Source organism: Actinomyces sp. HMSC075C01, from assembly GCF_001812965.1.
Lineage (GTDB): Bacteria > Actinomycetota > Actinomycetes > Actinomycetales > Actinomycetaceae > Actinomyces > Actinomyces acetigenes.
On the sequence record NZ_KV810974.1, the window covers coordinates 23,284 to 48,489 of the forward strand.

A 25,206-nucleotide genomic window follows, 5' to 3' on the forward strand; every position below is an offset into this window, starting at 1 on the left:
CTGGTCTCGGCGAAGGACTACTTCTTGGAGTTCTTGGCCGAGCCCTTGACCTGCGACTTATCCCCCTGGGCGACGACGCAGCTGATCTTGCGGTCGCCCTGGGCCCAGGTGCCCTCGCCGGGCGTGAGGTACTCGACCTGGTAGCTGGTCTTGCTGGACTCGATCCCGACGTACTTGGTGAAGTCCTCGCCCAGGCAGAAGCCCTGGCCCAAGGACTTGACCGCATCCTTGTTAGGGAGCTGCTTGACGTCGTCGCCGAAGGTGGTCTGGGCGATGACCTCGTAGGTGTGCGCCTTGGAGCAGTCGACCACGGTGACCTCGCCGACCGCGTTCTCCCCGCCGGAGTCCTTGCTCACGGGGTTGTAGCACTGCCCGACCTCGAGGTCCTTGGTGGCGGTGGTGGTCTGCGAGGAGAACAGGCTGCAGGAGGTCAGCCCCATGGTGACAGCGGCGGCGACAGGAAGGGCGAGGAGCGTGGTCCGGGTGCGCATGGCTCGAACCGTAACAGTCGGAATGGCCGGATTGTGCCGGTTTTCTGCCAGCTCCTGGTCATGACCGGAGAGGTGGCTGAAAAAATCCGGGATAAGGACCGGGTGGCGACATGAGACGGAGAAACGGAGAGTCGCCACCCGGCCGGAGTGGGAGGCGGGACGGTGTTCGCGAGGCGCCGGAAGGGAGAAGTGGGTCTTCTCCATCAGTGGTGCGCCGTGCGCGGCCGTCCTGCTCGATGGGGACAGACTAGGAGTTCTTGATGGAATTATTCAATGGTGTGTTATCCCGGTTCTGGGCGAAGCAGACCAACGAGTGGTCCCCCTGGTCCCAGGAGGACTGCGAGGGGGTCAGGGCCACCGCCTGGTACTTCTTGGCCTTGGAGGGGGAGCCGACGTAGCTGTCCAGCAACGGTCCGCAGACGGCGGTGACCTCATCGGAGGTGTTCGCCTCGGCGTAGGTGGAGGCTGTGGACTGCCCCGTTCCGGTCACCTCGTACTGGTGGGGAGTGGAGCAGTCGACGAGCTTCGCGCCCGTGGCCTCCGTTCCGCCCTGCTCGGTCCCGTTGACCATCTCGGAGATGCAGTTGCCGGTCTTGAGGTCATGGATGTCCACGGTCTTGGCGCCGCCCTCCGCTTTGGCGCTCGAGCCGGGGGAGGCATCGGCCCGAGGCGTGGCCGAGGAATCGCCGTCGGAGTCCCGGGCGTCCTTGTCCTGGGGGGAGCCTGTGGGGGTGGCCTTGGCCGAGGAGGAGGGACCAGTGGAGGGGGTGCCCACCGCGTCCTCGTCGCAGGCACTGAGGCTCACGGCGAGAAGGAGCGCGGTTGGCAGGGCGATGAGGGATGAGGCTCTTGTGCGCATGGGGCCATCGTGGCAGGAGCGGGTGGCGGCGTCGATGGGGAGGGAACCTGATCGGATGCCCGCTGCGGGCGGCGGAGCGGAGGACGGAAAGACCCCGAAATCACGCGGATTCCGGGGTGGTGGCGGAGGATGGGGGATTCGAACCCCCGAGGGCTTGCACCCAACACGCTTTCCAAGCGTGCGCCATAGGCCACTAGGCGAATCCTCCAGGCGCTCCACGCGGCGACAACCGCGTGCAACGAGAAAGGAATATATCGGACCGCCCATCCCCGGGGCCAGCCCGGGGTGGTGGGATCTGTCACGCGAGGCCGGTTTCGCGGCGTCGACCCCGCCAGGACGCACCGTAGGTCTTCAGGGTGCACCTCCCAGGACCGTCCTCGGCCCCTACTGTCCCTTACTGTGCGTCCTCGAGCTCAGGGGAGGGGCGGGTTGTGGCGGAGCCGCATGCGGACGGTTCGCAACCCGGGGCCGGATCGGGTAGTCTCTCGCTCGGCCCCTCGTGCGGCGTCATCCAGTGAATCCCCCAGGACCGGAAGGTAGCAAGGGTAAGCAGGCTCTGGCGGGTGCGCGAGGGGTCCTTGCGTGCCCGGACAGCCCCAACCTCGCTCAGTGCCTCCGAGGCTCCTGAGACCCCCGAGGCCCCGGAGGATCAGGCCTGGGCGGCGTCAACCTCCGCCAGGCGACCGGTGGCCAGGTCCAGGACGAAGCCGCGCACGGCGTCGGTGTGGGGGATGAAGGGCGAGGCCTTGATATGGGCGATCGACTGGCGCACGCTGTCGGCCAGGTCGGTGAAGGCCCCCGGCGCCCAAGTCGGCCGCGCGCCGGCCTGAACCTCCAGGGTGGAGCACAGCTCCTCGTCGGTGAAGGAGAGCATGCCGCAGCCGGTGTGGTGGATGAGGAGGATCTCCTCGGTGCCCAACAGGTGCTGGCTGATCGTCAGGGAGCGGATCGTGTCCTCGGTGACCAGGCCGCCGGCGTTGCGGATGACGTGCGCCTCTCCCGGGGCGAGCCCCAGCGCCGCGAAGACGTCCACGCGCGAGTCCATGCAGGCCACGACCGCGACCTTCTGCGTCCCCTTGGCCGCCAGGCCGCCCCGGGCGAGAACCTCGGCGGAGTAGGCGGCGTTGCGGGAGACAAGAGCCTTAGTGACGGACATGGTTCCTCCCGTTCCTCCAGCCGGCGACGCGCCGGCTCCCCCATCGTGCCAGATGCTTGTGACCTCACGGCGGTATCCGGCTACCTTCGAGAACTGGCTCAGCAGATTGCTGTCGTTGGTGGCCGGTAACCTGATCACCATGAACCTTCTGGAACGTGCAGCCGCTCGACGTGAGATGTCTCTGGCAGGTCTGGACGCAGCCAGCCAAGCTGAGTTGGGGCAGTTCTTCACGCCTGTCGCTGTCGCTCGGATCATGGCGGATCTGGTGCGTCTGCCTGAGTCCGGTATGTTCCGAGTGCTGGATCCAGGGGCGGGATCGGGGGTGCTGACTGCTGCGGTGGTTGATCGCCTGAGACGGGAGCGGCCGGATCTTCAGGTGGTGCTGACTGCAGTTGAGGCGGATCGGACCCTGTGGCCCGTCCTGGCTGACACTCTTGCGGACTGTGAGATGGAGGCGAGGGTTGTTACTGCTCTAGTGAAGGGTGACTTTGTTGACTGGGCGCTGCGCACTGATGAGCGCTTCGATCTCGTGATTCAGAATCCGCCCTACCGAAAGATCCGTTCGGGGTCGGCCTTGGACAGGAATTTGCGTACTGTCGGGATTGGGGTTCCCAACATTTATGCGGGATTCATGGCACTTGGAACCATTTTGCTGGATGCTGATGGACAACAGGTTTCTATCACTCCGCGTTCTTGGATGAACGGCACCTATTTCAGGCAGTTCCGTCGAACTCTGCTGGATTCTTTCGGAATCGACGGTATCCATACCTTCCAGTCTCGTTCTGAGGTGTTCGGGGACCTTGGAGTACTCCAGGAGACGATTATCGTGTCTGTGACACGTGGGGTGCAGCCCCCAGTCGTCCGCCTGTCCTCGTCCGTGGATCACCGCGATATGCCGACGGTTCGAGACGTCCCGGCTTCTCAGGTCGTCACTGATGATTTTGTCTTCGTTCCTGCCTCGCGTGAGGATGCTGAGGCTGTTGAATGGATGCGGTGTGCTCACTACAGTTTGACTGATCTGGGACTCACTGTCTCAACTGGACGTGTGGTGGACTTTCGTTTGCGGGAACACCTCAGGAACAGTTGCGGCAATGATGTTGTGCCAATGGTCTACTCGGCCAACATTGTTGACAACGTGGTTCTTCATCCGCGTCCCTCGATCAAGAAACCTCAGTGGTTTCATGCTGAGGGGCCGTTGAGGTCGAAAGTGCTGGTGCCAGCGGGTACTTATGTTCTGGTGAAGAGGTTCTCCGCCAAGGAGGAGAGGCGTCGAATCGTGGCCGCAGTCTGGTCGGATGATGTGCGTCAGCCTGCTTTTGATAACAAGCTAAACTATATTCACTGTTCTGGGCGAGGGGTGGATCGTGAGTTGGCGCTTGGCCTGGCTGTCTGGCTGAACTCTAAGCAGGTAGATGACTTCTTTCGTGTGTTCTCTGGTCATACTCAAGTTAACGCCGGCGACCTGAGGAAGATGAAGTTCCCTAGTATTGAACGGCTACTTCTTCTGGGGCGGAGTGAGTTGGGGCCCGACGATGCTGTTCGTCAGGTGATGGCAGCTGAGCGCATGGAGGCGGCGTGAGTACCGTCCAGGAAGCCCAGGATATCCTTCGGGCGTTCGGATTCGATAGTAGGCGAACGAATGAGGCCTCGGCGCGCACGCTTTTGGCTCTCGCTGGGCTTGATGAGAACAATACGTGGGCCGACTCCACCAATGAACGTATGGGCGTGCGGGCCATCTTGGACTGGATGCGTGGCCCGCTGAGCCATCCCATCGCCGAGAACTCGCGTGAGACCATCCGCCGCTTCGTCCTCCATCAGTTTGTTGATGCGGGATTCTGTCTCTACAACGACGATAACCCGGGTCGACCAACCAACTCTTCGAAAAACAATTACCGTCTCAATCCGGAGGCCTTGTTGACGATCAGGCTCTATGGGACGCCTGACTTCGTCCCGGCTGTTGAGGAGTATCTGGCTGAGGTTGGGAGCCTTGAAGCGAAGTACAGGGCTGCCCGTGATCTCACGCGCATTCCGGTTACCACGCCGGATGGCGGGGTGTTCACGTTGAAGGGTGGGGGGCAGAACATCCTCATCAAAGCGATGGTGGAAGATTTCTGTGCCTACTTTGTCCCTGGTGGTGAGATTCTCTATGTGGGTGATGCTGACGAGAAGCTGGCGACCTTCGAGCGTGATCGCCTTGCTGAGCTGGGTGTTGTGGTCGATGAGCATGGAAAAATGCCGGACCTGGTGGTCTACCAGGCCAGCAAGAACTGGCTGTTTCTTATGGAAGCTGCCTCAACGCACGGTCCTGTGGACCACATTCGCTACAGCGAGTTGTCTCGTATGTTCGCTGGTTCGTCGGCTGGCGTCGTCTATGTCTCCTGTTTCCCCAACCGATCGATCATGAGGAGGTTTCTCGGTGATTTGGCCTGGGAGACCGAGGTGTGGTTGGCCTCGGATCCCACGCACATGATCCACCTGAACGGTGACAGGTTCCTCGGACCTCATCCTCGCTAACCGATGATCGAGGTGCCGTTCTGATGTCGAAGGCCGTCTCTCGGAGTCTCAGCCGAAGCGGGACGCCCAGACGGAACCCGACCCGCCCGGAGCCTCGCACGGGGTCGGCCCGGCCGATTAGGCTCGGGCCGTGACCACCGCTCTGTACCGCCGCTACCGCCCCGACACCTTCCAGGAGGTCATCGGGCAGGACCACGTCACCGCTCCGCTCATGGCGGCGCTGCGGGCCGACCGCGTCACCCACGCCTACCTCTTCTCCGGCCCGCGCGGCTGCGGCAAGACGACGTCGGCGCGCATCTTGGCCCGCTGCCTCAACTGCGCCCAGGCCCCCACCGACACCCCCTGCGGCACCTGCCCCTCCTGCCGGGACCTGGCCACCGGCGGCCCCGGCAGCCTCGACGTCGTCGAGATCGACGCCGCCAGCCACAACGGCGTCGACGACGCCCGCGACCTGCGCGAGCGTGCCGCCTTCGCTCCGGCCCGCGACCGCTACAAGATCTTCATCCTCGACGAGGCCCACATGGTCACCGCGCAGGGCTTCAACGCGCTGCTCAAGCTCGTCGAGGAGCCGCCGGCGCACGTGAAGTTCATCTTCGCCACCACCGAGCCGGAGAAGGTCATCGGCACCATCCGCTCGCGCACCCACCACTACCCCTTCCGCCTCGTCCCGCCTGACGTCCTCGAGGGCTACCTGGGCCACCTGTGCCAGGCCGAGGGCGTCGAGATCGGCCCCGGCGTCTTCCCCCTCGTGGTGCGTGCCGGTGGCGGCTCCGTGCGCGACACCCTCTCGGTCATGGACCAGCTCATCGGTGGGGCGCACGACGGCGGCGTCGACTACCAGCGGGCCGTCGCCCTGCTGGGCTACACCGACACCACCATGCTCGACCAGTGCGTTGACGCCATCGCGGCGGGCGACGGTGCCGGTGTCTTCCGGGTGGTGGACCGGGTTGTCTCCTCCGGGCACGACCCCCGCCGCTTCGTGGAGGACCTGCTGGCCCGGCTGCGCGACCTGCTCGTCATCGCCCTGGCCGGCTCCGAGGCCGGTGCGGCGCTCGGCTCTTTGCCGGTCGACGAGCTCGAACGCATGGACCTGCAGGCCCGCACCATGGGGGCCGCCGCCCTCTCGCGGGCCGCCGACACCACCGCCCAGGCCCTGACCGCCATGGTCGGCGCCACCTCCCCGCGCCTCCAGCTCGAGCTGCTCGTAGCCCGTCTACTCATCCCCGCCGGCGGCGCCGCCAGAGGCGGTGGCGTTGCGGCCGGGGGTGCGGCCGCGGGGGCCCCGGCCGGCGCGGCCGGGAGCGCCGGACCGATGGCCTCGCCCGCCCCCGGTGGCGCGGGCGCCGGAGCGGTCGGCAACGCCACCGGTGCAGTGCCGGCCGGGTCGGGACGCGAGATGGCCGCCCAGATCGCCCGCCAGGCTTCCGCGGACGCTGCCGGCCGGCGCGGGGGCCAGCGTCCCGAGAACGCCGGGGGACCGGGAGGAGTTGGGAGCGCGGCGCCCGCCGCCCCTCAGGCACCCCGCTCCGACGCCGGTTGGAGAGCGGCCCCTGCCGCGCCCTCAGCGCCCGCCGCGGGCCCGGGGCCCGCCGTCTGGGCGGCGTCGGCGACCTCCGCCTCACCGGGCCCCTCCGCACCCTCGGCCGCTGCGGCGCCGACTCCGCGACCGGCCGAACAGCCCTCACGCGCGGCCGAGCCGGCCAGCGCCCCGGCTGCCCCGAGTGCGCCCGCGGCCACCTCGGTCCCCGCCGGCCAGGGAAGCGCCGATTGGGGAGCGGCCCCTGCCGCGCCCTCAGCACCCGTCGCCCAGGCAGGCGCTGGCGGCCCGGGCGGGGGCGAGGCTGCCGACGCGGAGATGATCCGCACCCGCTGGGAGGAGGTCCTCGAGGCGGCCAAGCGCTCGCGGCGCGCCACCTGGGCGCTGGTGGGCCCCAACTCCCGGCCGGGCACCGTCTCCGGAGGCGTCTTCACGCTCCTGTTCACCGCCCCCGGCCTCGTGGGCGCCTTCGAGAACGGCGGACACGGCCCCATCTTCTCCGCAGCCCTCCACCAGGCCCTCGGCCTGCGCCTCGAGGTGCACGCCATCGTCGCCGGCGATGACGGACCCGGCGGGCCGGGCGGCTCCGGTGGCTCAGGAGGCCCACGTGGACCGCAAGGCATGGGCGCCCGCAGTGCTGCCTCCACCGGAGCCGAGGCGGCGCACGCTCCCGGCCCCGGCGTCGGTCACGGTGTCAGCCGCGATGCCGGTCACGGCGGACCGCAGGGTTCCTACGGTGACGGCGCCCCCGACGCAGGCCAGAGCGGCCCGGGACCACAGGCTGGCGCCTTCGACTCGGTGGGTTCGGCCGCCAGTGGCGGGGCGGAGGACGTCAACGGCGCCTGGACGCACGCCGGTGGCCAGGGGGCGGTCGAGGGAGCGGCCGCCCCGGTCACCGCCAGTGGTGCCGGCGGCGCTGACCACGGCGTCGCACGTGCGGTGCCGCGCGGCTCCACCAGTGCGCCAGTCGCCGCATCCGCTCCCGACCCCCGGACGCCCGCTGCTGCACCGGCGCAGCCCACCGACGTCGAGCCGGCCGGCCGCCCCGAGGAGCACCGGCCCGTCTCCACCACCTGGGACGACGGCTCCCCGATCCCCGAGCCCCCGCCCGAGGACGACTGGGGCGCCGATCCCTACGCCGAGGACTCCGGGTACCCCGGTGGGCCCCTCAGTGCCGACGAGCCCACTGGTCCCGCTCAGCCCACCGACCGCGCTGGGCACCACGTCGCCCCGGCTCCCGCCGCGCAAGAGACCGCGACCGCCCCCGAGCTGCAGCCGGCTCCGGCCGGCGCCGATCCCGCCGCCCCCACCGAGTTCCAAGCAGTCTCCCCAGCGTCCCCGGCCGCCCCCGCGGCCCCGTCGCCCACCGCCCCCGCGGCCCCCATGGCGTCGCCGACATCTCCGGCTCCCGTAAACCCCGCCGACCCCGACGACGGCTGGGGCCCGGTCGCCGTCCCCGGCGGCGGAACCGTGCCCACCCAGTCGGTGCCCGCCTCCGCGCCCTCGTCCCCGCCGCCCGGCGCCGCGCCCTCCTCAGGCACAGGCTCGGGAGTGCCTGCGTCCCCCGCGCCCACCGATCCCCAGTCCACCCCGGCCTCGACACCGGCGCCAGCGGCCTCAGCCTCACCCGCGCAGTCCCGCTCCGCCCCCGCCGCGCAGGCGCCCGACGAGGCGCCCCTGGCCACCGTCCACCGTCTGCGTGCCCTGCCGGAGATTCCCGGCGGGGCCGCGTCCGCTCCGGCGGCCCCCCAGTCCTTCCAGCAGACGCCCTCCTCCCCGTCCCCGCAGGCACCCGGGGCCGGCAGCGCGCCCGGGGTGCCCGGCGCCCCGGAGACCGCCGCCGGATCACCCGGCCTGGCCCCCGTCACCTGGGAGGGGACGCCGTCGAGCCCCTTCAGCCTGGGTCCACCTCCCGAGGAGCCCAGCGCCCCACCCGAGGACGAGTCCACCTGGGCGCCGTCGGGCATCGCCGGCTCGCGCCTGGCCGCCGCCATGGCCGCGGCCCGCGCCGCCGCCCAGGAGGCCGACACCGACTCCCTGGCCGACGACACCCCCAGTGAGGACGACCCCGACGCCGAGGACGCCGGCGTCGTCGGGCTCGAGGTCGTCAAACGGATCCTCGGCGCCCAGGTCATCGAAGAGGTCATCGTGACCCAGGAAGGACGCTGACATGCCCGCCGTCTACGAAGGCGCCGTCCAGGACCTCATCGACGAGTTCGGCGAGCTGCCCGGCATCGGCCCCAAGTCCGCCCAGCGCATGGCCTTCCACATCCTGGCCGCCGACTCGGCCGCCGTCGAGCGCCTCATCGAGGCCCTGCGCGCCGTCAAGGCCAAGGTCCGCTTCTGCGAGACCTGCGGCAACATCGCCGAGGCCCCCCAGTGCGCCATCTGCCGCGACCCCCGCCGCGACCAGCGTGTCATCTGCGTCGTCGAGGAGCCCAAGGACGTCGTCGCCATCGAGCGCACCCGCGAGTACCGGGGGCTCTACCACGTGCTCGGCGGCGCCATCGACCCCATCAACGGTGTCGGCCCCGACGACCTGCGCGTGCGCGAGCTCTTCGGACGCCTGGGAGACGGCGAGGTCGAGGAGGTCATCCTGGCCACCGACCCCGACGTCGTCGGCGAGGCGACGGCCGCCTACCTCACCCGCATGCTGCGCACCATGGCCGTGCCCGTCTCCCGGCTCGCCTCCGGCCTGCCCGTGGGCGCCGACCTGGAGTACGCCGACGAAGTCACCCTCGGGCGGGCCTTCGAGGGCCGACGCCGCGTGGAGGACTGATTCTCTGCGCCGAGCCGGGCATTTTTCGCGTAGCCCAACAGAAATTCTGTCGGGCTACGCGAAAAATGCCCGGCTCGATGGGAGGGATGGGAAGGTCAGGCCAGGCGCACGCCGCGTGGCAGCCTGCCGGCCGGCACGTGCAGACGTCTGCTGGCCGTCACCACGCCGCCGGCTCCCAGGGCCATGAGTACCACGAGGCTCGCGGGCCAGAAGGCCAGGTGCTTGGCCACAGGAGCCCCGTCGTCACGTCTGCTGGAAGGATCGTCGGAGGAGTCCTCCCAGTTCTCACAGTAGTTGCTGACGACCCGATCGGGCTTGGGGTCGCGCAGCTCGTCGGTCCACGAACCAGTGGCCTCCAGAAGGGAGTAGCTACTGCGGTGGCCTCCGCGGCCGAGCTGACGGGGCGCGTGGGCGGTGGCATCCGCCAGGGTCACGAAGGGGTTGGGAGCCAGCATCCACCAGATCCGATCGGTGTGGGTGACCTCCTCGACCGAGACCTCGGGGTCGGTCTTGCACACGCGCTTGCCCTCGGTGGAGTTGTCGTAATCCACCTCGTAGGTCACCACTGTCTGGTTGCTGACCGCCAGGGGCGCGCTGATGAGCATGAACAGTGGAGTCCCGACGACGAGGGCGGTCACCACGATGTAGGTCAGGACCGCCGAGGCCGAGGGTCGCGCTGCCAACGCCGAGAAGCCCAGGCCGATGGCGCACACCGACCCCAGTGTGAAGACGAGGATGACCAGGTGGGTCAGGAGGGCCTGCCAGTGCGAACCGCCTGCGAGCGTCAAGCCGATGAGAAAGGGTACCGCCACAGCCAGGAAGGCGATCGCCGCTGCCCAGGCCGCCAGCAGCTTGCCGACGACGATCTCCTGGCTGCGCAGCGCCGTGGCCTGCAGCAGTGCCAGGGTCGCGTCGGCCCGGTCACCATTGATGGAGGTCGCCGACAGCGTGGGGGCGACGATGAGCCCGATTCCCAGCACGAAGCAGACGACGATGTCGTAGAGCGTCAGAAGATAGTCGTTGGACGCCCCTGAGGAGCTCGTGGTCTCGATGGCGATCACCAGCCCACCGCACAGCAGGATGAGGACTGCCAGCCAGATCCCCAGCATGATGCGCCAGCGCGTGGCCCTCACCCGCTGACGCAGCTCGAGCACCATGATGGTGCGTACACCGGTCCAGGTCATCGGCGTTCTCCTTCCAGAGCCAGGTAGGTCTCCTCCAGGGTCCCGGACAGTGGGGCGAAGGAGACGACCTCCACCCCGGCCTCAACGGCCTCGCGCAGCAGACGGGCCGCTGCTGCGTCGTCGGCGACCGGGAGGCGCACAGCGCCGTCCTCCTCCGCGGTGGCGGACAGCTGCGTGGAGTGCGTCCACTCGCCCAGGCGCCCGGTGTCCAGGGCCCGCATGCGCCAGGTCCGCCCCACCGGGACCGGGGCTGGCGCGCCTGAGCCCGCCTGGCCGGGCGTCGGGCCCCACCCCGGCGGCGAGGCGACGGCGGTCCCGTGGGACATGAAGACGACGCCGTCGACCATCTCCTCCATCTCCGACAGGATGTGGCTGGAGAGCAGGATCGTGGTGCCGCCCGAGGCCAGGTCGCGCAGCAGGACGCGCAGGTCGGCGCGCGAACGCGGGTCCATGCCGGCGGCCGGCTCGTCCAGGAGCAGGACCTTGGGGGCGTGGATGAGGGCGCGGGCCAGGCCCAGGCGCTGCTTCTGGCCGCGGGAGAGGACCCGGGCCGGCGTGCGCGCCATCTCGTCGAGGTGGACCAGGGTGAGCATCTCAAGGGCTCGGGGGCGGGCGGTGGCGGCGTCCATGCCCTGGGCGGCGGCGAAGGTCAGGAGGATTTCGGTGCAGGTCAGGGAGTCCCAGGTGCCGAAGGCGTCGGGCATCCAGCCCACGGTGCGATGAACCTCGCGCGACTGGGTGACCGGGTCCAGGCCCGCCACCCGGATCGTCCCGGAGTCTGGGGCCAGGAGGGCCGCCAGCATGAGCAGCAGCGTGGTCTTACCGGCGCCGTTGGGGCCGACCAGGCCGGTGACTGCGCCGCTGGGCACCGACATGTCCAGCTGGCGCACCGCCGGCGCCCGACCGAAGAAGCGGGTGAGCTGGGAGACTTCAATGCTCATACGACCAGGCTATGTCGTTGACCGAGGCGGCGGACGGGATTCGGGCTCGCCACACTTCGACCAAATCTTCAAAATCGACGCGGCTCCGGGTCGTTTCTGAAGATTCTGTCGAAGTGTGGGCCTGCGGCTGTTAAGAGAACTTCGAGTAGCGTTCGAGTAGGTTGGCAGTAGCACCGTTCGAGGCGAGTCGTTCCTTGTCATTCCAACGCTCTGCAAGTTCACGTCGCTACTCTCAATATTTTAGAGTAGGTGTGAGTGGGTGGTTGGTGGCTGCTGCTGCGGGCAGTGAGGTGGCAGTGGTGGGGGTCAGGTGCCGGGTACGTACCATGTGGCTCGCGGGTCTCGAGGTGACTGCCCTCTTCGCTCCACCAGTCCCTCGTCGCGCAGCGTCTTGAGCCACCGCAGGACCGTAGGGCGGGATGCGTTGACGCCCGACACGATCTCTCCCGTACCTAATGGACCGGTGCTTCGCAGGAGCGTGACGACCTCGAGCGAGCCGTGAGGCAGTTTCTCAATGATGTCGCTCGAGATGGCCGACGTCGCATCCAGCCTCACGATGACGCTGGTTGAGGTCTGACGATAGTGAGGGTCCGCGAGACCGGCTCGGCGCATGTCGTCAACCATGCGCCGAATGCCCTCGCCGAGCTCCTGCGTGATCCCGAGGTCCGCGCACACCCTCGCGATGCGCGGGTTGCGTGCGTATCGCGCGATCTCGAGCGGGCGACTCGGATCGCTCATTCCGGGAAAACGGCCCGGACTGGAAACCTCGATGCGGTGGGGGAAGATCGACACGCGGATATGGTCTCCAGCCATCGAGTAAGAGCGGTGGACGACGGCGTTCACCACGGCTTCCAGCCAGGCGTCCCGGGGGATGATGTCCGTGGGGCCGAAGGTCCCCTCGTTCTTCAGGGCTCTGCGCTTGGGGGCCCACTGATCGATGAGCTCAGCCGCTCTGGCGATGACGTCCGGGATGGTGCCCTCGAGGCGCCGATCGCCGTCGGCCTCCATGGTTTGGCGCGCTCCGGTGCCTGTCTCGTCCTCTCGGTAGCGTAGGACGCGCACCAGTGCCTGCGGCAGAAGCTGCTCGGGTGCAGTGCCGAAGAGCAGGAGTGCGGCGATGGTGGGCTTGCCGTCCTGTGTCAGGAGGCTGCGGCTGCGTAAGACGTGGCTGTCGTCTCCGTGTGCGCCGATCTCCGCTCGTAGTCGATCGATTGCCTTTCCGCTCAGGTCAGCCATCGTGATACCGGCGGGCTGGGCCTCATATGTCTCGGCCTCCCGGTCGTAGACGAGCTCTTCCCACATCGGGCCGTCAAGCTTCACGGTGGAGTCACCCATGCGCAGGAAGGCTGTTCCGTCACTGCGTCGGTGTGCGTGTCGGCTGGGAGGTACCTGGGCGACGAGGAGATGGTCTTGCGTGCCGTCGTCGTTCATCACCGGGACCTCCCGGAAGTGGGCGCGCAGTGGTGGAGCCACCATGGTCATCGGTACCTGGCGAAGCCTGTTGGTTTGAGAGGGCGTGGAGTCGGTCCCCTCGACCCGCTTCTCGCTCAAGCCGACGACGACGGTTCCACCTTCCGCGTTCGCCATCCCGATGATGGCCTTGGCGAAGCTCTTCTGGTCAACACGGATGGATTTGCGTTCGAACCACTGGTTCTCCTGCGTCTGAGCCAGTCGCTCACCGCGTTCGTTGATGGGGAGGTTGAGTAGCGCATCGATGTCGTCGTGACCCACGGGTTCACTCTAACATTTTTAGAGTACTTAAGAGTGGGTGTGAGCGGGGTGGCTCTCGGGCTCGTCTCGCTTCGACACTTCGACCAAAACTTCAGAAACGACGCGGCTCCGGGTCGATTTTGAAGATTCGGTCGAAGTGTGGGCCGCGAGGTGTGCGTGAGGGGCGAGGGCTGGGGGCCGCGAAGTGTGGGCCGGGGAGCGCGTGATGTGTCGGCAACACGGCGCACCGTATGCTTGCCCCAGCCACGTCGTCGTGGGCGCCGCACGGCGACGGCTCCGTCCCCGGAAGCCCCTGCCAGGACGCCCGCACCGGCGCGGAGCACCTGATGCTAGACACGCACTGATTCCAGGACCCGAGGAGCGCCATATGGCACTGGTCGTCCAGAAGTACGGCGGCTCGTCCGTCAGCGACGTCGACGCGATGCGGCGCGTCGCCCGGCGCATCGTCGCCACCCGGCAGGCCGGCAACACGGTCGTTGTCGTCGTCTCTGCGATGGGGGACACGACCGACGAGCTCCTCGACCAGGCCGCCGCCCTGACCACCGACGCCCCTGCCCGCGAGATGGACATCCTGCTGTCCGCCGGTGAGCGCATCTCCGTGGCCCTGCTCGCCATGGCGGTCACCGAGCTCGGCGTCCCGGCGCGCGCCTACACCGGCGCCCAGGCCGGCGTCCTCACCGACTCCAAGTACGGCAGGGCCTCCATCGTCGGCGTGCTGCCCGAGCGCGTGGCCCGCTCCATCCAGACCGGCTCGGTCGCCATCGTCGCCGGCTTCCAGGGCATCAACGAGGTCGAGGACACCACCACCCTGGGGCGCGGCGGCTCCGACACGACCGCCGTCGCCCTGGCCGCCGCCCTCAACGCCGACGTCTGCGAGATTTACACCGACGTCGACGGCCTGTTCACCGCCGACCCCCGCATCGTCCCCACCGCCAAGCGCATCGAGTCCCTCTCCAGCGAGGAGACCCTGGAGCTGGCCGCCCACGGCGCCAAGATCCTCCACCTGCGCGCCGTGGAGTACGCCCGCCGCTTCGGGGTGCCCCTGCACGTGCGCTCCTCCTTCTCCGACAAGACCGGGACCTGGATCTACGACGGCCGCCGCAAGGGCGCCTTCGTGCCCTCGGTGGTGGCCGCCCAGCTCGACGACGTCGTCGCCGCCGACACCGACAGCGCGCCCAGTACCCCGAGTCCGGCAGCCCCGCAGGCCGCCGGCGAGGCCCAGGGAGCCGCCCCGGTAGCCCCGGCCTCTACGGCCGCTACGGCCTCGCCCTCAGACCCTGCCGGGCTCGACGAGGGGCCCTCGGCCGCCGTCGTCGACACCGCGCACCGCAACGCCATCGCCGCGCGGGCCCAGGCCCGCCCCCGCCCGTCCGCTAAGGAGGACCACGTGGAAGCCCCCGTCATCTCCGGAATCGCCCACGACCGCAGCCAGGACAAGATCACGCTCGTGGGCGTGCCCGACGTCCCCGGCGCCGCCGCCCACATTTTCGCGATCGTGGCCGGCACCGACGCCAACATCGACATGATCGTCCAGGACGTCTCCGCCGAGGGGACGGGCCTGACCAACATCTCCTTCACCTGCCCCGACGGCGACTCCGCCGCCGCCCGCGAGGCCCTGGAGGCCGCCCGCGAGGAGCTGGGCTTCCGAAGCCTGCACTTCAACCCCGACATCGGCATCCTGTCCCTGGTGGGGGCCGGGATGCGCTCCAACCCGGGGGTCTCGGCGCGCCTGTTCGGCTCGCTGAGCGAGGCCGGGGTCAACATCCACATGATCTCCACCTCCGAGATCCGCATCTCGGTGGTGGTCGACGACGCCGTACTCGACGAGGCCGTGCGCGCCGTCCACTCCGCTTTCGGCCTCGACGCTCAGGCCGCCGAGGCGGTCGTCTACGGAGGGACCGGACGATGAGCAGTCCTGTGAACACCTACACCGGAGTGGCCGACGGCGTCTGCGTCGCCGTCGTGGGGGCCACCGGCCAGGTCGGCCGTGTCATGCGCGCCATGCTGGCTGAGCGCGACTTCCCCGCCCGCTCGGTGCGCTTCTTCTCCTCGGCCCGCAGCGCCGGGACCGTCGTGGACTTCCGTGGTGCCCAGGTCGAGGTCGAGGACGTCGCCACCGCGGACTTCAGCGGCATCGACGTCGCCATCTTCTCCGCCGGGGGTGCGGCCTCGCGCGAGTACGCCCCCCGTTTCGCTGAGGCCGGGGCCGTCGTCGTCGACAACTCCTCGGCCTGGCGCAAGGACCCCGAGGTGCCGCTCGTGGTCAGCGAGGTCAACCCGCACGCGCTGCGCGAGCGCCCCAAGGGCATCATCGCCAACCCCAACTGCACCACCATGGCGGCCATGCCCGCCCTCAAGGTGCTGCACGAGGAGGCCGGGCTCATCCGCCTCATCGTCTCCACCTACCAGGCCGTCTCCGGCTCGGGGCGGGCCGGGGTGGCCGAGCTGGCCGGGCAGGTGCGCGCCGTCGTGAACGAGGACATGGAGGGCCTGGCCCTGGACGGGCGGGCCGTCGAGTTCCCCGCGCCGGAGGTCTACGTCGACACCATTGCCTTCAACGCCGTCGCCTGGGCCGGGAACGACGCCGGTGACGGCTCCGGTGAGACCGACGAGGAGCAGAAGCTGCGCAACGAGTCGCGCAAGATCCTCGAGATCCCCGACCTGCTGGTCTCCGGGACCTGCGTGCGTATCCCGGTGTTCTCCGGCCACGGGCTCAGCATCAATGCCGAGTTCGCCCGCGACATCAGCGTCGAGCGCGCCCGCGAACTGCTGGAGGCGGCGCCCGGCGTCACCTACCAGGACGTGCCCAGTCCCCTCAAGGGCGCCGGCCGCGACGGCACCTTCGTGGGGCGTCTGCGCGCCGACCAGGCCTTCGCGCCGGGCCACGGCCTGCAGTTCTTCGCCGTCGGGGACAACCTGCGCAAGGGCGCGGCCCTCAACGCCGTCGAGCTCGCCGAGCTGGTCGCCGCCGAGATCCGGGGCTGACCTCTCCTCACGCCGAGCCGGGCATTTTTCGCGGCCCCCAACAGAAATTCTGTAGAGCTACGCGAGAAATGACCGGCTCGGCGCTCGCGCGGTCAGTGCGGCCGCCGATCTTCCCAGGAGCCCGGTGTAGAGTCCCGTCCATCAGAGGAGAGGAGGTGTCCTGTGAGCAGACAAGTGAGTGTCACTCTGCCAACTCATCTGGCGGACGAGTTGGAGCAGCGCGTCGCCTCGGGTGCTTACACCGACCACAGCGAGGTCATCAGCGACGGACTCCGGGAGTTGTTCGCCCGCGAGGAGGCCGTTGATGCCTGGCTGCGCAACGATGTCGCATCCGCTTATGACGAGCTGAGGGCTGATCCCTCGTTGGCCCTGAATGCCTCGCAGGTGCGTGCCCACATCGCGGCCCATCACTCCCGCCGGACCTCCGAGGCGTGAGGGCGATCTGTGACCCGGCGTGTGGGATACTCTCCGCAGGCGCAGCGTCATCTGACCGATCTCTACGACTGGATCGCACACGAGTCGGGCTTCCCTGATCGCGCCGAGGCCTACGTGACCGCGCTGATGGACCGGTGTGATGCGTTGGCCGACTTCCCAATGGTTGGTCGCGCTCGCGACGACATCCGCCCCGGTCTGCGCACCATCGGGTTTCGCCGACGTGCTGTCATCGCTTTCGCCATCACCGATGAGATGATTGAGATCATCGGCGTCTACTACGGCGGGCGCGACTATGGTCCGCTTCTGCGTGCCGACGATGAATGACTGAGCTTGCGAATCTGTGTGCGGCGTAGCCCTCCGCGCCGAGCCGGGCATCTTTCGCGTAGCCGGGCAGAAATTCTGTTGTCCTCCGCGAGAGATGCCCGGCTCGGTGTCTGCGCGGTCAGTGGGGCCGACGTCGGACCGGGGGAGGCCCACCGTCAGCGTCCCAAGCCGCGTTCCTCCAGGAGCCGGTCGATGCGCTCACTGAGCTCGCTGACCTGCTGCTGCAGGGCTGCCACCTGCGCCTGCGTGGCGGCCTTCTGCTCGGCGTTCTCCTCCTCGACCAGTGAGACGATCCACGAGGCCAGGGTCGCTGTGACCACGCCGGCGAGTGCCACCCCACCGATCATGAGCAGCGCCGCGATGAAACGTCCCTGTGTGGAGGCCGGGAAGGTGTCGCCGTAGCCGACGGTGGTGATCGTCGTCAGCGCCCACCACAGGGCCTGGCCGAAGGACTGGATCGAGGAGCCCGGCTCATGACGTTCCGCATCCAGCGCGGCCAGTGCCGAGGTGAAGATGAGCAGGGTGGCGCTGCCGGCCGTGTACAGGGTGATGCGCCCGCGCAGCGCGGTGCCGGCGCTGCGCTGCATGATGCTCACGAGCGTCACCAGGCGCAGGAGCCTGAGTGGCCGCAGGATCGGCAGAACAATGATCGCCAGGTCGGGCAGGTGGTGGAGGAACCAGCGGCCCCGGCTCGGCGCCAGTACCAGGCGGACAAGATAGTCGACGCCGAACAGTGCCCACACGGCACCGATCACGAACTCGGCTGCCTCCTTGGCCGCGCCTTGCGCGTTAGTGAGTACCTCCCAGGCGTAGGTGCCCAGGAAGACGACGGCGGCGCCGGCCAGCGGCAACTCCGCGGCCCGCTCCCACGCCCGCAGCCGAGCGCCCGGGCTGAATTTAGACGGCATGCTCCGATAGTAGACGGCGCAGGGGATAGAGCCATGTTGCCCTCACCGGTGGGGCATTTCTGCGCGGCCGGGGCCGTCGACGCCGGTGTTGTCGGCCCCGGTGGCGGAATCCTCGGTCTCATGTGTGGCGCGTAGCTGCTGAAAAGAGATCTCATTCTTCATGGGTGTCCTCTTGGCGCGATGGGGTGTGAGATTCTGTGGTTTGGCTCGACGTGATCGGTCGTGGCTTCTTGTAGTGGTACATGGTGAGCAGCCCGGCTGTGGCGGAGACGGCGAGAAGAGGGATAGGAAGAACCTCGATCAGGTAGGTCCTCGCCGCCTCTGCGTCATCGAAGGTGTAGTAGCGGCCGAGAGTGATAGCCAGATAGATCCACGAGATGAAGGGCACCATACCGGCGAGCGCGGTCATTGCGAAACCGCAAAGGAAAGCAGTGACGGCTGCTCCGAGCTGTCCAGAGGAAACCCATAAACGTGGATACGATGAGCTGGCAAGGGGAGCAGATGCCAGGAGGCAGGAAAGTGTCGCTACTGAAATCTTGTCAAAGTTCAGGTCCTTGATGCCGAGAGATGAGCGAAGCTTGCTCATCTGATTGACGGTGGCGCACGTCGCTACGGCGGAGCCGCACATGACGCCGGACATCACCCACAAGGTCGGAGAGATTCCCGCCAGCTCGTCATGCCCATACTCACTGCTCCCCGGTATTCTCTCACCAATGAGGGCGGTGATAGTGAATACTCCGCTAGCGGCCCCCTGTGCTTGCGGAGAGTTCCATGAGGCCGCTCCCACGGAGATCGTCCAGAAAATAATGGAGACAATGACAGTCGATAGGTCAAAAGAAGCAGAGTCGGGGTCGAGCTCGCGCATCTCGGTGAGTGCAATGACGGCGAAGGCGCTGACGGTGATTGCCGCCGGTACCTGGAGAGGTTGGAACGGTTTGATCTCATTCATGTGGCGATGCTGCTCTTCTTGAGAGGTGAGGAGTGGGTGTGTTGCCTGAAGGAGACCTCGCTATTGATGGTGACCTTTTGGTGTGGTGAGTGTGAGGGTCTGCGGGTCAGCTCGACTTGCGTGACCATGGACTTTTGAAGCTGTACATGGTGAAGAGGCTGGCGGTTGCCGCTATTGCGATCAGTGGGAAAGAGATCACTTCAATGCTGACATCTCGATTCTGCTCCGAGCCGTGTGTGATGTGAATCCATGCCAGTGTGATTGCCAGGAAGGCGGCTGGGGCTATGGGTGAGATGACTGCGAGCGCAGTCAGGGAGAACCCCGAGAGGAACATCAGTATCACAGTTCCCGCATTGATTGTGTGGGTGCCTGAGTGGTGGGAGCTCGAAGCTATCAGCCCCATGAGTGGGAAGACGCAGGCCAGTGTGGCGCCGATGATTCTATCGGGCTGGAAGATGCTGTCGATCTCGTCTGGGGTTCGATCGGCGTGATGGGACAAGGTCCATGCGGTAGCGAATGTTGCTCCGCACATAATTCCGGAAAGCATCCATAGGGTTGGTCCGATCGAACCGAAATCGCTGTACTCGATGTTCGGCGCGGCCCCGGATTCTCGTTGCATCTGTCTTGCTTCGAAGGCTGTCAAGGCGAATTCTGATTGCAGCCGAGTTGCGAAGAAGGCCGTCAATGTGAACGTTACGCTTGAGGTTGCTTGAGCTTGTGGAGATTTCCATGCTGCGACGGTGATGCATAGCGCCCAGAAAATGATGGAGAAGACATAGAACTTAAGGTTCGTCCTATTGGGGTCGGCGTCGGCGTCATGTACGTTTGTGATGGCGAATACGATGAAAATACTGAGGGCTGCCGTGACTGGAGCCCGAAGTGACTGAAGAGGATTGCTGTCGCTCATGTCGTGTCTCTCGGTTTTCTTATGGAGGTGCGCAGGTGCGGGCCTTGGGGACAGGGGTGCATGTGCAGCTGCGTCCGTGGTTCCCGTGTGCCGCCGTCGAGAATTGTAGTGAAGAAACTCCTCCGCGTCGGCGGTTGTGTCCACCGGATCGCGGAATGCGGCGACACCAGGGCGGTTGTCCGCGCCGACGCAGGAGGTCCGAGGTTCCTTGGGACGTGAGGTCGGGTGCCGAAAGCTTGCGGATCAAGGAGAATCCATCGGCGACATCGGGGACGGTCGACGCCGTCGGGGACATTTCTGTGCAGCCGGGGGCATTCGACGCCGTTGGGGACCGGAATCTTGTCCCCGGACGCGCAGGGTGTCCCCCTCTGGAGCGGCGCGCACCCGGCCGCGTGAAATGTCCCCGTCCGCAAGAGGCGGGAGGTTGGACGGTGCCGGCAGAAGTGTGGGCGGCGATGGTGGGGTCAAGCGATGGGTGCACCACTCATGGGAGGAGGGTCTCTGTCTGGGACGGGTCGTGACCGGGGTCCGCGTCCTGATGTGGTGGCTGGTGAGCCGGATTCGTCTCAGCCTCCGATGTCGGGGCGTCGGCCGTCTCCTCCTGCTCGACTGAGGCTCGTATCAGCTGTGCAGCCCGCCAGACCTCGTCGAGCCGGGTCTCGACCCGGGAGCGGGCGTCGTCGAGCCGTGAGGGTCTCACCGTCAGGCCGAGCCGCAGGATGATGACCGGTCGGCCCGGCTCGGCACCTCCGGCGGGTGGGGCGTAGACGGCTTGGACCTTCACGCGACCCAAGTGCGCCGGGACCTCTTGGATACTGAGGTCGCCACGGCTGGAAGGCAGGGGGAGGGAGAAGGACTTCGGGTCCGCGACCGCCATGCCGTACGTTCTCAGGCGTACCGCGCTTGCCCGCCGGCGTGCGGCAGCGCGTTTCAGTGCCACGAACAGGCCGATGTGGGCCAGGCCGAGAATCCAGGTGGCCCCCACGGCCAGATCTTGAGTGAAATCGCTGTAGATCAGGGAGTGCGGGATAGACATCATGGTGAACGGGGAGGCCGTCACCAGCATGCCCGCGAGCATCGCCCACAGCATGCCCACGGCGCGGCTATTGGGGTCCCGGGCGACATGGAGGAACCGTGCCGACGCGATATCGCGATAAGTCACTGTCGCGTCCTTGGGGAGCCACCGGTCCGTGCCCGTGAAGCAGGAGGTTGCTCCAAAGATGACGGAGGTCAGCACGAAGCTGAAAATGAGTGGTGTCGCGCCTACCGCAGTCGCGGCATTGGCTATCGATTCGTTGTCCTCCGGGTAGGCGACGGCCTCGTCCAGGGCGCCTAGGGCAAAGGCGGTCATGAGCAGGATCAACGGGTAGAGAAGCGCGATGCCGGCGGCGGCCAGGGCGCCCAGGCACCCGAGCACCCTGGTTTTCGTGGTGGGGTAGGTGCGGAGGTAGATCGCCATGGGGTGCCCTCCTGAAAACTGATAGCAGGTCAGTTGCAGCATAGTTGGATTGGTGGGGGCGTTCGACGTCGTCGGGGACAGCAATCCTGTCGGTGGGGTCAAGCGGTGGATGCGTCACTCATGGGAGAGGGGTCTCTGCCTGGGGCTGGTCGTGTCCGGGGTCTGTATCTTGATGTGGTGGCTGGTATGCCAGCTTCGGCTCGGCCTCCGAGGGCGGTGCGTCGGCCGTCTCCTCCTGCTCGATTGAGGCTCGTATCAGCTGAGCGGCCCGCCAGACCTCGTCGAGCCGGGCGTCGACCCGGGATCGGGCGTCGTCGAGCCGCGAGGGCTTTACCGTCAGGCCGAGCCGCGGGATGATGACTGGCCACCTTTGCTCGGTGTTTCCGGCGGGTGGGGTGTAGACGGCTCGGACTGTCATGCGACCCCAGTGCGCCGGGACCTCCTGGATACTGAGGTTGCCACGGCTGGAAGGCAGGGGGAGGCCGGATGGAAACGGTTTGACGACCGCCATGCCCTGCGGCGTCATACACACCGAGCTCATTCGCCGGCGCGTGCCAGCCCATGCCAATGTCAATGCCACGATTAGAACCATGACAAGGGCAGCCACACCCAAAAAGGTGCTCTTCTCCAGTTCCGGGGTGGAATTGTTGGGGATCAGGAGGAGTGGGATGAGTGGTACGTCAACTGGGGAGGTCGCTAGCAGTATGCTTGCGAGTGTCCACTGCAGCCTGCCCGTGGCGCGTCTGCTTGGACTCTGGGCGATATGGAGGAACTGTGCCGACGTGATATCGCGGTGGATCGCTGTCGTGTCCTGGGGCAGCCGCCGGTCCGTGCCTTTGAGGCAGGAGTTCATCCCGAAGTAGAAACCGGTCAGTGCGGCGCCGAAGACGGTCGGGATGCCGATGAGGACGAATAATGACTGCAGTTCCAGATCCCTGTCATTGTTGGCGATAGCCGTTTCAAGGGAGGTCAGGGCAGAGCCGAGCGGAAATGCGGCGAGGATGTAGAGGTTTATGGCCCCGATGGTGGCCAGTGCACACAGGTACCCGAGTACCTTGGTCTTGGTGGTGGGGCGGGTGCGGATGTAGATCGCCATGGGTCACCCTCCTGAAAATTGATAGCAGGTCAGTTGCAGCATAGTTGGATTGTTGGGGGCGTTCGGCGCCGTCGGGGACCGGAGTCCTGTCCCCGGACGCGCAGGATGTCCCCGCCCGCGGCGGTGTGCACCCGGCCGCGTGGGATGTCCCCGGCCGCAAGAGGTGGGGCGGGCTCAGGCGAGGAGGACCTTCAGGACGGCAGGGGCGGCGAAGCGGCGAGGCTGCGAGCCGGTCTCGACGACGTCGAGCACCCCGATGTCGGTCAGCTGGGCAACCAGGCTGTTGGCTCGCCCATACGAGATGCCGAGGGCCGCCTCGACCTTGCGCACCGTGAAGCTCGGATTCGCGACCGCGAAGTCGACGAGGTCGAGGGCGTGCGCGGACCGCAGGCTGGAGGAGCGCACCGTCTCCTTGAGGCTCTGGTGTGCAGCGGCCAGAGCGAGCATCTGATGACGCGTGCTGGTGGCCGCCGCGGCCAGTCCCTGGGAGAAGAAGGCCAGGAAGGTGTCCCAGTCGCCGTGGGTGCTGACTCGCAGCAACGCGTCGTAGTACTCGGCGCGACGCTCCTCGAACCACGGCGAGACCGTCAGCGTGGGTTCGCTGAGAACACCCGAGCTCAGGAGAGTGAGCACGATGAGGAACCGCCCCAGGCGACCGTTGCCGTCCTGGAAGGGGTGAAGGGTCTCGAACTGGTAGTGGGCCATGCCCGCGGCGATGATCGGGTCGATGTCTCCCGTGTGGTCCTGATGCAGCCAGTCGACAAGGGCTCGAACGCCGGCGCGAAGATGGTCCCCAGGAGGTGCGGGAACGAACCGGGATGCATGGATGGGGGCCGTGCTGTGCGCACCGGGCCGGCGGCCGATCATGACCTGGGTGTCGCGCAGGCGACCTGAGGCTGACTCAAGCGGAGTGCCCCTCATGAGCTCGCCCTGAAGGTCCTCGACGAGCGACAGGGTGATGGGACGCCCGTCCTGCGCCCACAGGAAACCGCTGTTGGCCATGCGGACGTAGTTGAGGATCTCCGTCATCTCGGCGGTCGCGGGGGCGTCGTCGTCGGCGGTGAGCACCTCGCGCAGGGGGGCGTATGTGCCCTCCAGGGCCGACGTCGACTGAGCCTCGCGCCGCAGGGAGGGAGTTCGCAGCAGGTAGGGGTTCGGCAGCTGCTGAGCCGTGGCGTCGAGGGCGGCCAGTGCGCGGCCGGCTGCTGCCACCATTCGGTAGGTGCCTCCGTTGAGGGGTGGCTCGTTGGAGCCGAGTGGGGTAGGGATGAAGGCCTTGTGCTGCCAGCTGCCGGTCACCGGGTCGGAGCCGGTGATGTCGACCAGCTCCCCCATGGTGCCGTCAACGAACATGCTCACGTCCATGATGTCATCCTAGCGGTGGTTGTGTGACATCTAAAGAGGGTGGATTGCACACATTGGCGACTTGTCGAACATCTCGGGTGGGTGTGTGTCTGGAAGCGGGCATGTGTGGGGCTGTGCGCCGGTGACTGCCGCCGTGGGGTTCCGTTGTGGACGGGGCCTTCGACGCCGTCGGGGACAATTCTGTGCGGTCGGGGGCCTTCGACGCCGTCGGGGACTGGAATCCTGTCCCCGGACGCTTGGGGTGTCCCCCGCCGGGGCGGCGTGCACCCGGCCGCGTGGAATGTCCCCGGCCGCCCTGTGCAGGGCTGGGTCAAGTGGTGGAGCCACCACTCGTGGGAGGGGTATTGCCTGTCTGGGGCTGGTCGTGGTCAGCGGCTGCGTCGGGCGCCGACGGCGGGGTCAAGCGATGGGTGCACCACTCAAGGGAGAGGGTTCTCTGCCTGGGACTGGACGTGCTCAGGGGCTGCATCGTGGTGCGGTGGTGCGGGTGATGACTGGTGAGTCGGATTCGGCTCGGCCTCGGATGTCGGTGCGGGGGCCGCCTCCTCCTGCTCGATTGAGGCTCGTATCAGCTGTGCGGCCCGCCAGACCTCGTCGAGCCGGGCCTCGACCCGGGAGCGGGCGTCGTCGAGCCGTGAGGGTCTCACCGTCAGACTGAGCCGCGGGATGACGACCGGTCGCCCCGGCTCGGCACCTCCGGTGGGTGGAGCGTAGATGGCCTGCACTTTCACGCGACCCAATCGTGCCGGAACCTCCTGGATGCTGAAGTTGTTGCGCCCGAAAGGCAGGGGGAGGCTGAAGGACTTCGGGTCCGCAACCGCCATGCCGTACGTTCTCAGGCGTACTGCGCTTGCCCGCCGGCGTACGGCAGCGCGTTTCAGTGCCACGAACAGGACGATGACAAGGACGATCACGACCAAGACAGTTTTATCCTCCAGCCCTTGGGCGAGTCTGCTGCCGATCAGGGGGCGTGGGGCGGCCAGCACGATGACTGGGGAGGCCGCCAGCAGCATGCCTGCGAGCACCGCCTCCACCATGCCGATGACTCGCTTGATGAGACTCTGCGGGACATGAAGGAACTGCGCTGATGCGACATCGCGATGCATCACCGTCGCGTTCTTAGGCAATCGCCGGTCAATGCCTTTGAAGCAGGAGGTCACCCCGAAGGAAAAGCCGGTCAGTGCGGCGCCGAAGACGATTGTGATGCCGATCAGGACGGATAGGGACTGCAACGCCAGATTCCCGTCATTGTTGGCGATGGCTTCATCCAGAGAACCCAGGGCGAAAGCGGCCAGGAGTAGAGCGGTTGGGTAGAGGGTCGCGATGCCGGCGGCGGCAAGAGCGAGCAGGCACCCAAGAACCTTGGTCTCGATGGTGGGGTGTGAACGGATGTGGATCGCCATAGGCGCTCTCCTGACCACTGATGGCAGGTCAGTTAGGGGCTCGTCGGCTCGGTGGTGCGGGTGATGACTGGTGAGCCGGCTTCGGCTCGGTCTCCGAGGGTGGTGCGTCGGCCGTCTCCTCCTGCTCGGGTGGGGGGCGCACCAGTTGGGCGGCCCGCCAGACCTCGTCGAGCCGGGCGTCGA

The 25,206-nt window shown here is 67.2% G+C and carries 21 protein-coding genes, 1 tRNA gene and 1 other RNA gene; 9 read left to right on the forward strand and 14 right to left on the reverse strand.

What is annotated here, in order from left to right; genetic code table 11:
* Positions 1 to 17: 17 nt before the first annotated feature.
* The 3 genes from HMPREF2883_RS04160 to HMPREF2883_RS04170 form a co-directional block, all read right to left on the reverse strand.
* Positions 18 to 491 (reverse strand): septum formation family protein, encoded by a 474-nt coding sequence (locus HMPREF2883_RS04160; protein ID WP_070659116.1) that lies wholly within the window; start codon positions 489 to 491, stop codon positions 18 to 20.
* 247 nt (positions 492 to 738) lie between these two features.
* Positions 739 to 1,350, reverse strand: a complete 612-nt coding sequence (locus HMPREF2883_RS04165; protein ID WP_070659117.1) for a septum formation family protein — start codon at positions 1,348 to 1,350, stop codon at positions 739 to 741.
* Positions 1,351 to 1,470: 120 nt separating this feature from the next.
* Positions 1,471 to 1,558, reverse strand: a tRNA-Ser gene (locus HMPREF2883_RS04170).
* 280 nt (positions 1,559 to 1,838) lie between these two features.
* Between HMPREF2883_RS04170 and ffs the strand changes: the two genes are divergently transcribed.
* An RNA gene (gene ffs / locus HMPREF2883_RS04175) (signal recognition particle sRNA small type) lies at positions 1,839 to 1,933 on the forward strand.
* A 66-nt stretch (positions 1,934 to 1,999) separates the two neighbouring features.
* On the opposite strand, the gene HMPREF2883_RS04180 is transcribed toward ffs, so the two are convergent.
* On the reverse strand, positions 2,000 to 2,506 hold the full coding sequence (locus tag HMPREF2883_RS04180; RefSeq protein ID WP_070659118.1) for a beta-class carbonic anhydrase: 507 nt from the start codon (positions 2,504 to 2,506) through the stop codon (positions 2,000 to 2,002).
* Positions 2,507 to 2,645: 139 nt separating this feature from the next.
* Here HMPREF2883_RS04180 and HMPREF2883_RS04185 point away from each other — a divergent pair, with 139 nt between their 5' ends.
* The 4 genes from HMPREF2883_RS04185 (at position 2,646) to recR (ending at position 9,336) form a co-directional block, all read left to right on the forward strand.
* A complete protein-coding gene (locus HMPREF2883_RS04185; protein WP_070659146.1) occupies positions 2,646 to 4,085 on the forward strand; it encodes an Eco57I restriction-modification methylase domain-containing protein in 1,440 nt (479 codons plus the stop codon).
* Positions 4,082 to 5,020 (forward strand): BsuBI/PstI family type II restriction endonuclease, encoded by a 939-nt coding sequence (locus tag HMPREF2883_RS04190; RefSeq protein ID WP_070659119.1) that lies wholly within the window; start codon positions 4,082 to 4,084, stop codon positions 5,018 to 5,020. The genes HMPREF2883_RS04185 and HMPREF2883_RS04190 overlap by 4 nt, the downstream gene beginning before the upstream one ends.
* A 130-nt stretch (positions 5,021 to 5,150) precedes the next feature.
* Positions 5,151 to 8,726, forward strand: coding sequence for a DNA polymerase III subunit gamma and tau (locus HMPREF2883_RS15405; protein WP_070659120.1), 3,576 nt, complete (start codon positions 5,151 to 5,153; stop codon positions 8,724 to 8,726).
* 1 nt (position 8,727) lies between these two features.
* On the forward strand, positions 8,728 to 9,336 hold the full coding sequence (gene recR, locus HMPREF2883_RS04200) for a recombination mediator RecR (RefSeq protein WP_070659121.1): 609 nt from the start codon (positions 8,728 to 8,730) through the stop codon (positions 9,334 to 9,336).
* 95 nt (positions 9,337 to 9,431) lie between these two features.
* On the opposite strand, the gene HMPREF2883_RS04205 is transcribed toward recR, so the two are convergent.
* From HMPREF2883_RS04205 to HMPREF2883_RS04215, 3 genes are all read right to left on the reverse strand, one after another.
* A complete protein-coding gene (locus HMPREF2883_RS04205; RefSeq protein WP_070659122.1) occupies positions 9,432 to 10,520 on the reverse strand; it encodes an ABC transporter permease in 1,089 nt (362 codons plus the stop codon).
* Positions 10,517 to 11,461 (reverse strand): ABC transporter ATP-binding protein, encoded by a 945-nt coding sequence (locus HMPREF2883_RS04210; RefSeq protein WP_070659123.1) that lies wholly within the window; start codon positions 11,459 to 11,461, stop codon positions 10,517 to 10,519. The genes HMPREF2883_RS04205 and HMPREF2883_RS04210 overlap by 4 nt, the downstream gene beginning before the upstream one ends.
* A 306-nt stretch (positions 11,462 to 11,767) precedes the next feature.
* The gene (locus HMPREF2883_RS04215) at positions 11,768 to 13,192 is read right to left on the reverse strand and encodes an ATP-binding protein (protein WP_081381332.1); all 1,425 of its coding nucleotides are present in this window, start codon (positions 13,190 to 13,192) and stop codon (positions 11,768 to 11,770) included.
* 367 nt (positions 13,193 to 13,559) lie between these two features.
* On the opposite strand from HMPREF2883_RS04215, the gene HMPREF2883_RS14030 reads away from it, so the two are divergent.
* From HMPREF2883_RS14030 to HMPREF2883_RS04235, 4 genes are all read left to right on the forward strand, one after another.
* Positions 13,560 to 15,101 carry an aspartate kinase gene (locus HMPREF2883_RS14030; RefSeq protein WP_075371026.1) on the forward strand — a complete coding sequence of 514 codons (1,542 nt, stop codon included), beginning with the start codon at positions 13,560 to 13,562 and terminating at the stop codon, positions 15,099 to 15,101.
* A complete protein-coding gene (locus HMPREF2883_RS04225) occupies positions 15,098 to 16,177 on the forward strand; it encodes an aspartate-semialdehyde dehydrogenase (RefSeq protein ID WP_070659124.1) in 1,080 nt (359 codons plus the stop codon). The genes HMPREF2883_RS14030 and HMPREF2883_RS04225 overlap by 4 nt, the downstream gene beginning before the upstream one ends.
* A gap of 162 nt (positions 16,178 to 16,339) precedes the next feature.
* Positions 16,340 to 16,612 (forward strand): ribbon-helix-helix domain-containing protein, encoded by a 273-nt coding sequence (locus HMPREF2883_RS04230; RefSeq protein WP_070659125.1) that lies wholly within the window; start codon positions 16,340 to 16,342, stop codon positions 16,610 to 16,612.
* Positions 16,613 to 16,633: 21 nt separating this feature from the next.
* Positions 16,634 to 16,936 (forward strand): type II toxin-antitoxin system RelE/ParE family toxin, encoded by a 303-nt coding sequence (locus HMPREF2883_RS04235; protein WP_232211353.1) that lies wholly within the window; start codon positions 16,634 to 16,636, stop codon positions 16,934 to 16,936.
* A gap of 155 nt (positions 16,937 to 17,091) precedes the next feature.
* Here HMPREF2883_RS04235 and HMPREF2883_RS04240 read toward each other — a convergent pair whose 3' ends face one another.
* The 7 genes from HMPREF2883_RS04240 to HMPREF2883_RS04270 form a co-directional block, all read right to left on the reverse strand.
* Positions 17,092 to 17,844 (reverse strand): potassium channel family protein, encoded by a 753-nt coding sequence (locus HMPREF2883_RS04240; RefSeq protein WP_070659126.1) that lies wholly within the window; start codon positions 17,842 to 17,844, stop codon positions 17,092 to 17,094.
* A gap of 151 nt (positions 17,845 to 17,995) precedes the next feature.
* On the reverse strand, positions 17,996 to 18,793 hold the full coding sequence (locus tag HMPREF2883_RS04245) for a hypothetical protein (protein ID WP_070659127.1): 798 nt from the start codon (positions 18,791 to 18,793) through the stop codon (positions 17,996 to 17,998).
* A 106-nt stretch (positions 18,794 to 18,899) separates the two neighbouring features.
* Complete coding sequence (locus tag HMPREF2883_RS14655; RefSeq protein WP_141759025.1) at positions 18,900 to 19,700, reverse strand: hypothetical protein; 801 nt, start codon at positions 19,698 to 19,700, stop codon at positions 18,900 to 18,902.
* Positions 19,701 to 20,184: 484 nt separating this feature from the next.
* Entirely contained in the window at positions 20,185 to 21,159 is a 975-nt protein-coding gene (locus tag HMPREF2883_RS04255; RefSeq protein ID WP_070659129.1) for a hypothetical protein, read from the reverse strand.
* 118 nt (positions 21,160 to 21,277) lie between these two features.
* Positions 21,278 to 22,255 (reverse strand): hypothetical protein, encoded by a 978-nt coding sequence (locus tag HMPREF2883_RS04260; protein WP_070659130.1) that lies wholly within the window; start codon positions 22,253 to 22,255, stop codon positions 21,278 to 21,280.
* Positions 22,256 to 22,429: 174 nt separating this feature from the next.
* Positions 22,430 to 23,620 (reverse strand): Fic family protein, encoded by a 1,191-nt coding sequence (locus HMPREF2883_RS04265; protein ID WP_070659131.1) that lies wholly within the window; start codon positions 23,618 to 23,620, stop codon positions 22,430 to 22,432.
* Positions 23,621 to 24,039: 419 nt separating this feature from the next.
* Complete coding sequence (locus HMPREF2883_RS04270) at positions 24,040 to 25,023, reverse strand: hypothetical protein (RefSeq protein ID WP_070659132.1); 984 nt, start codon at positions 25,021 to 25,023, stop codon at positions 24,040 to 24,042.
* Positions 25,024 to 25,206: the final 183 nt, after the last annotated feature.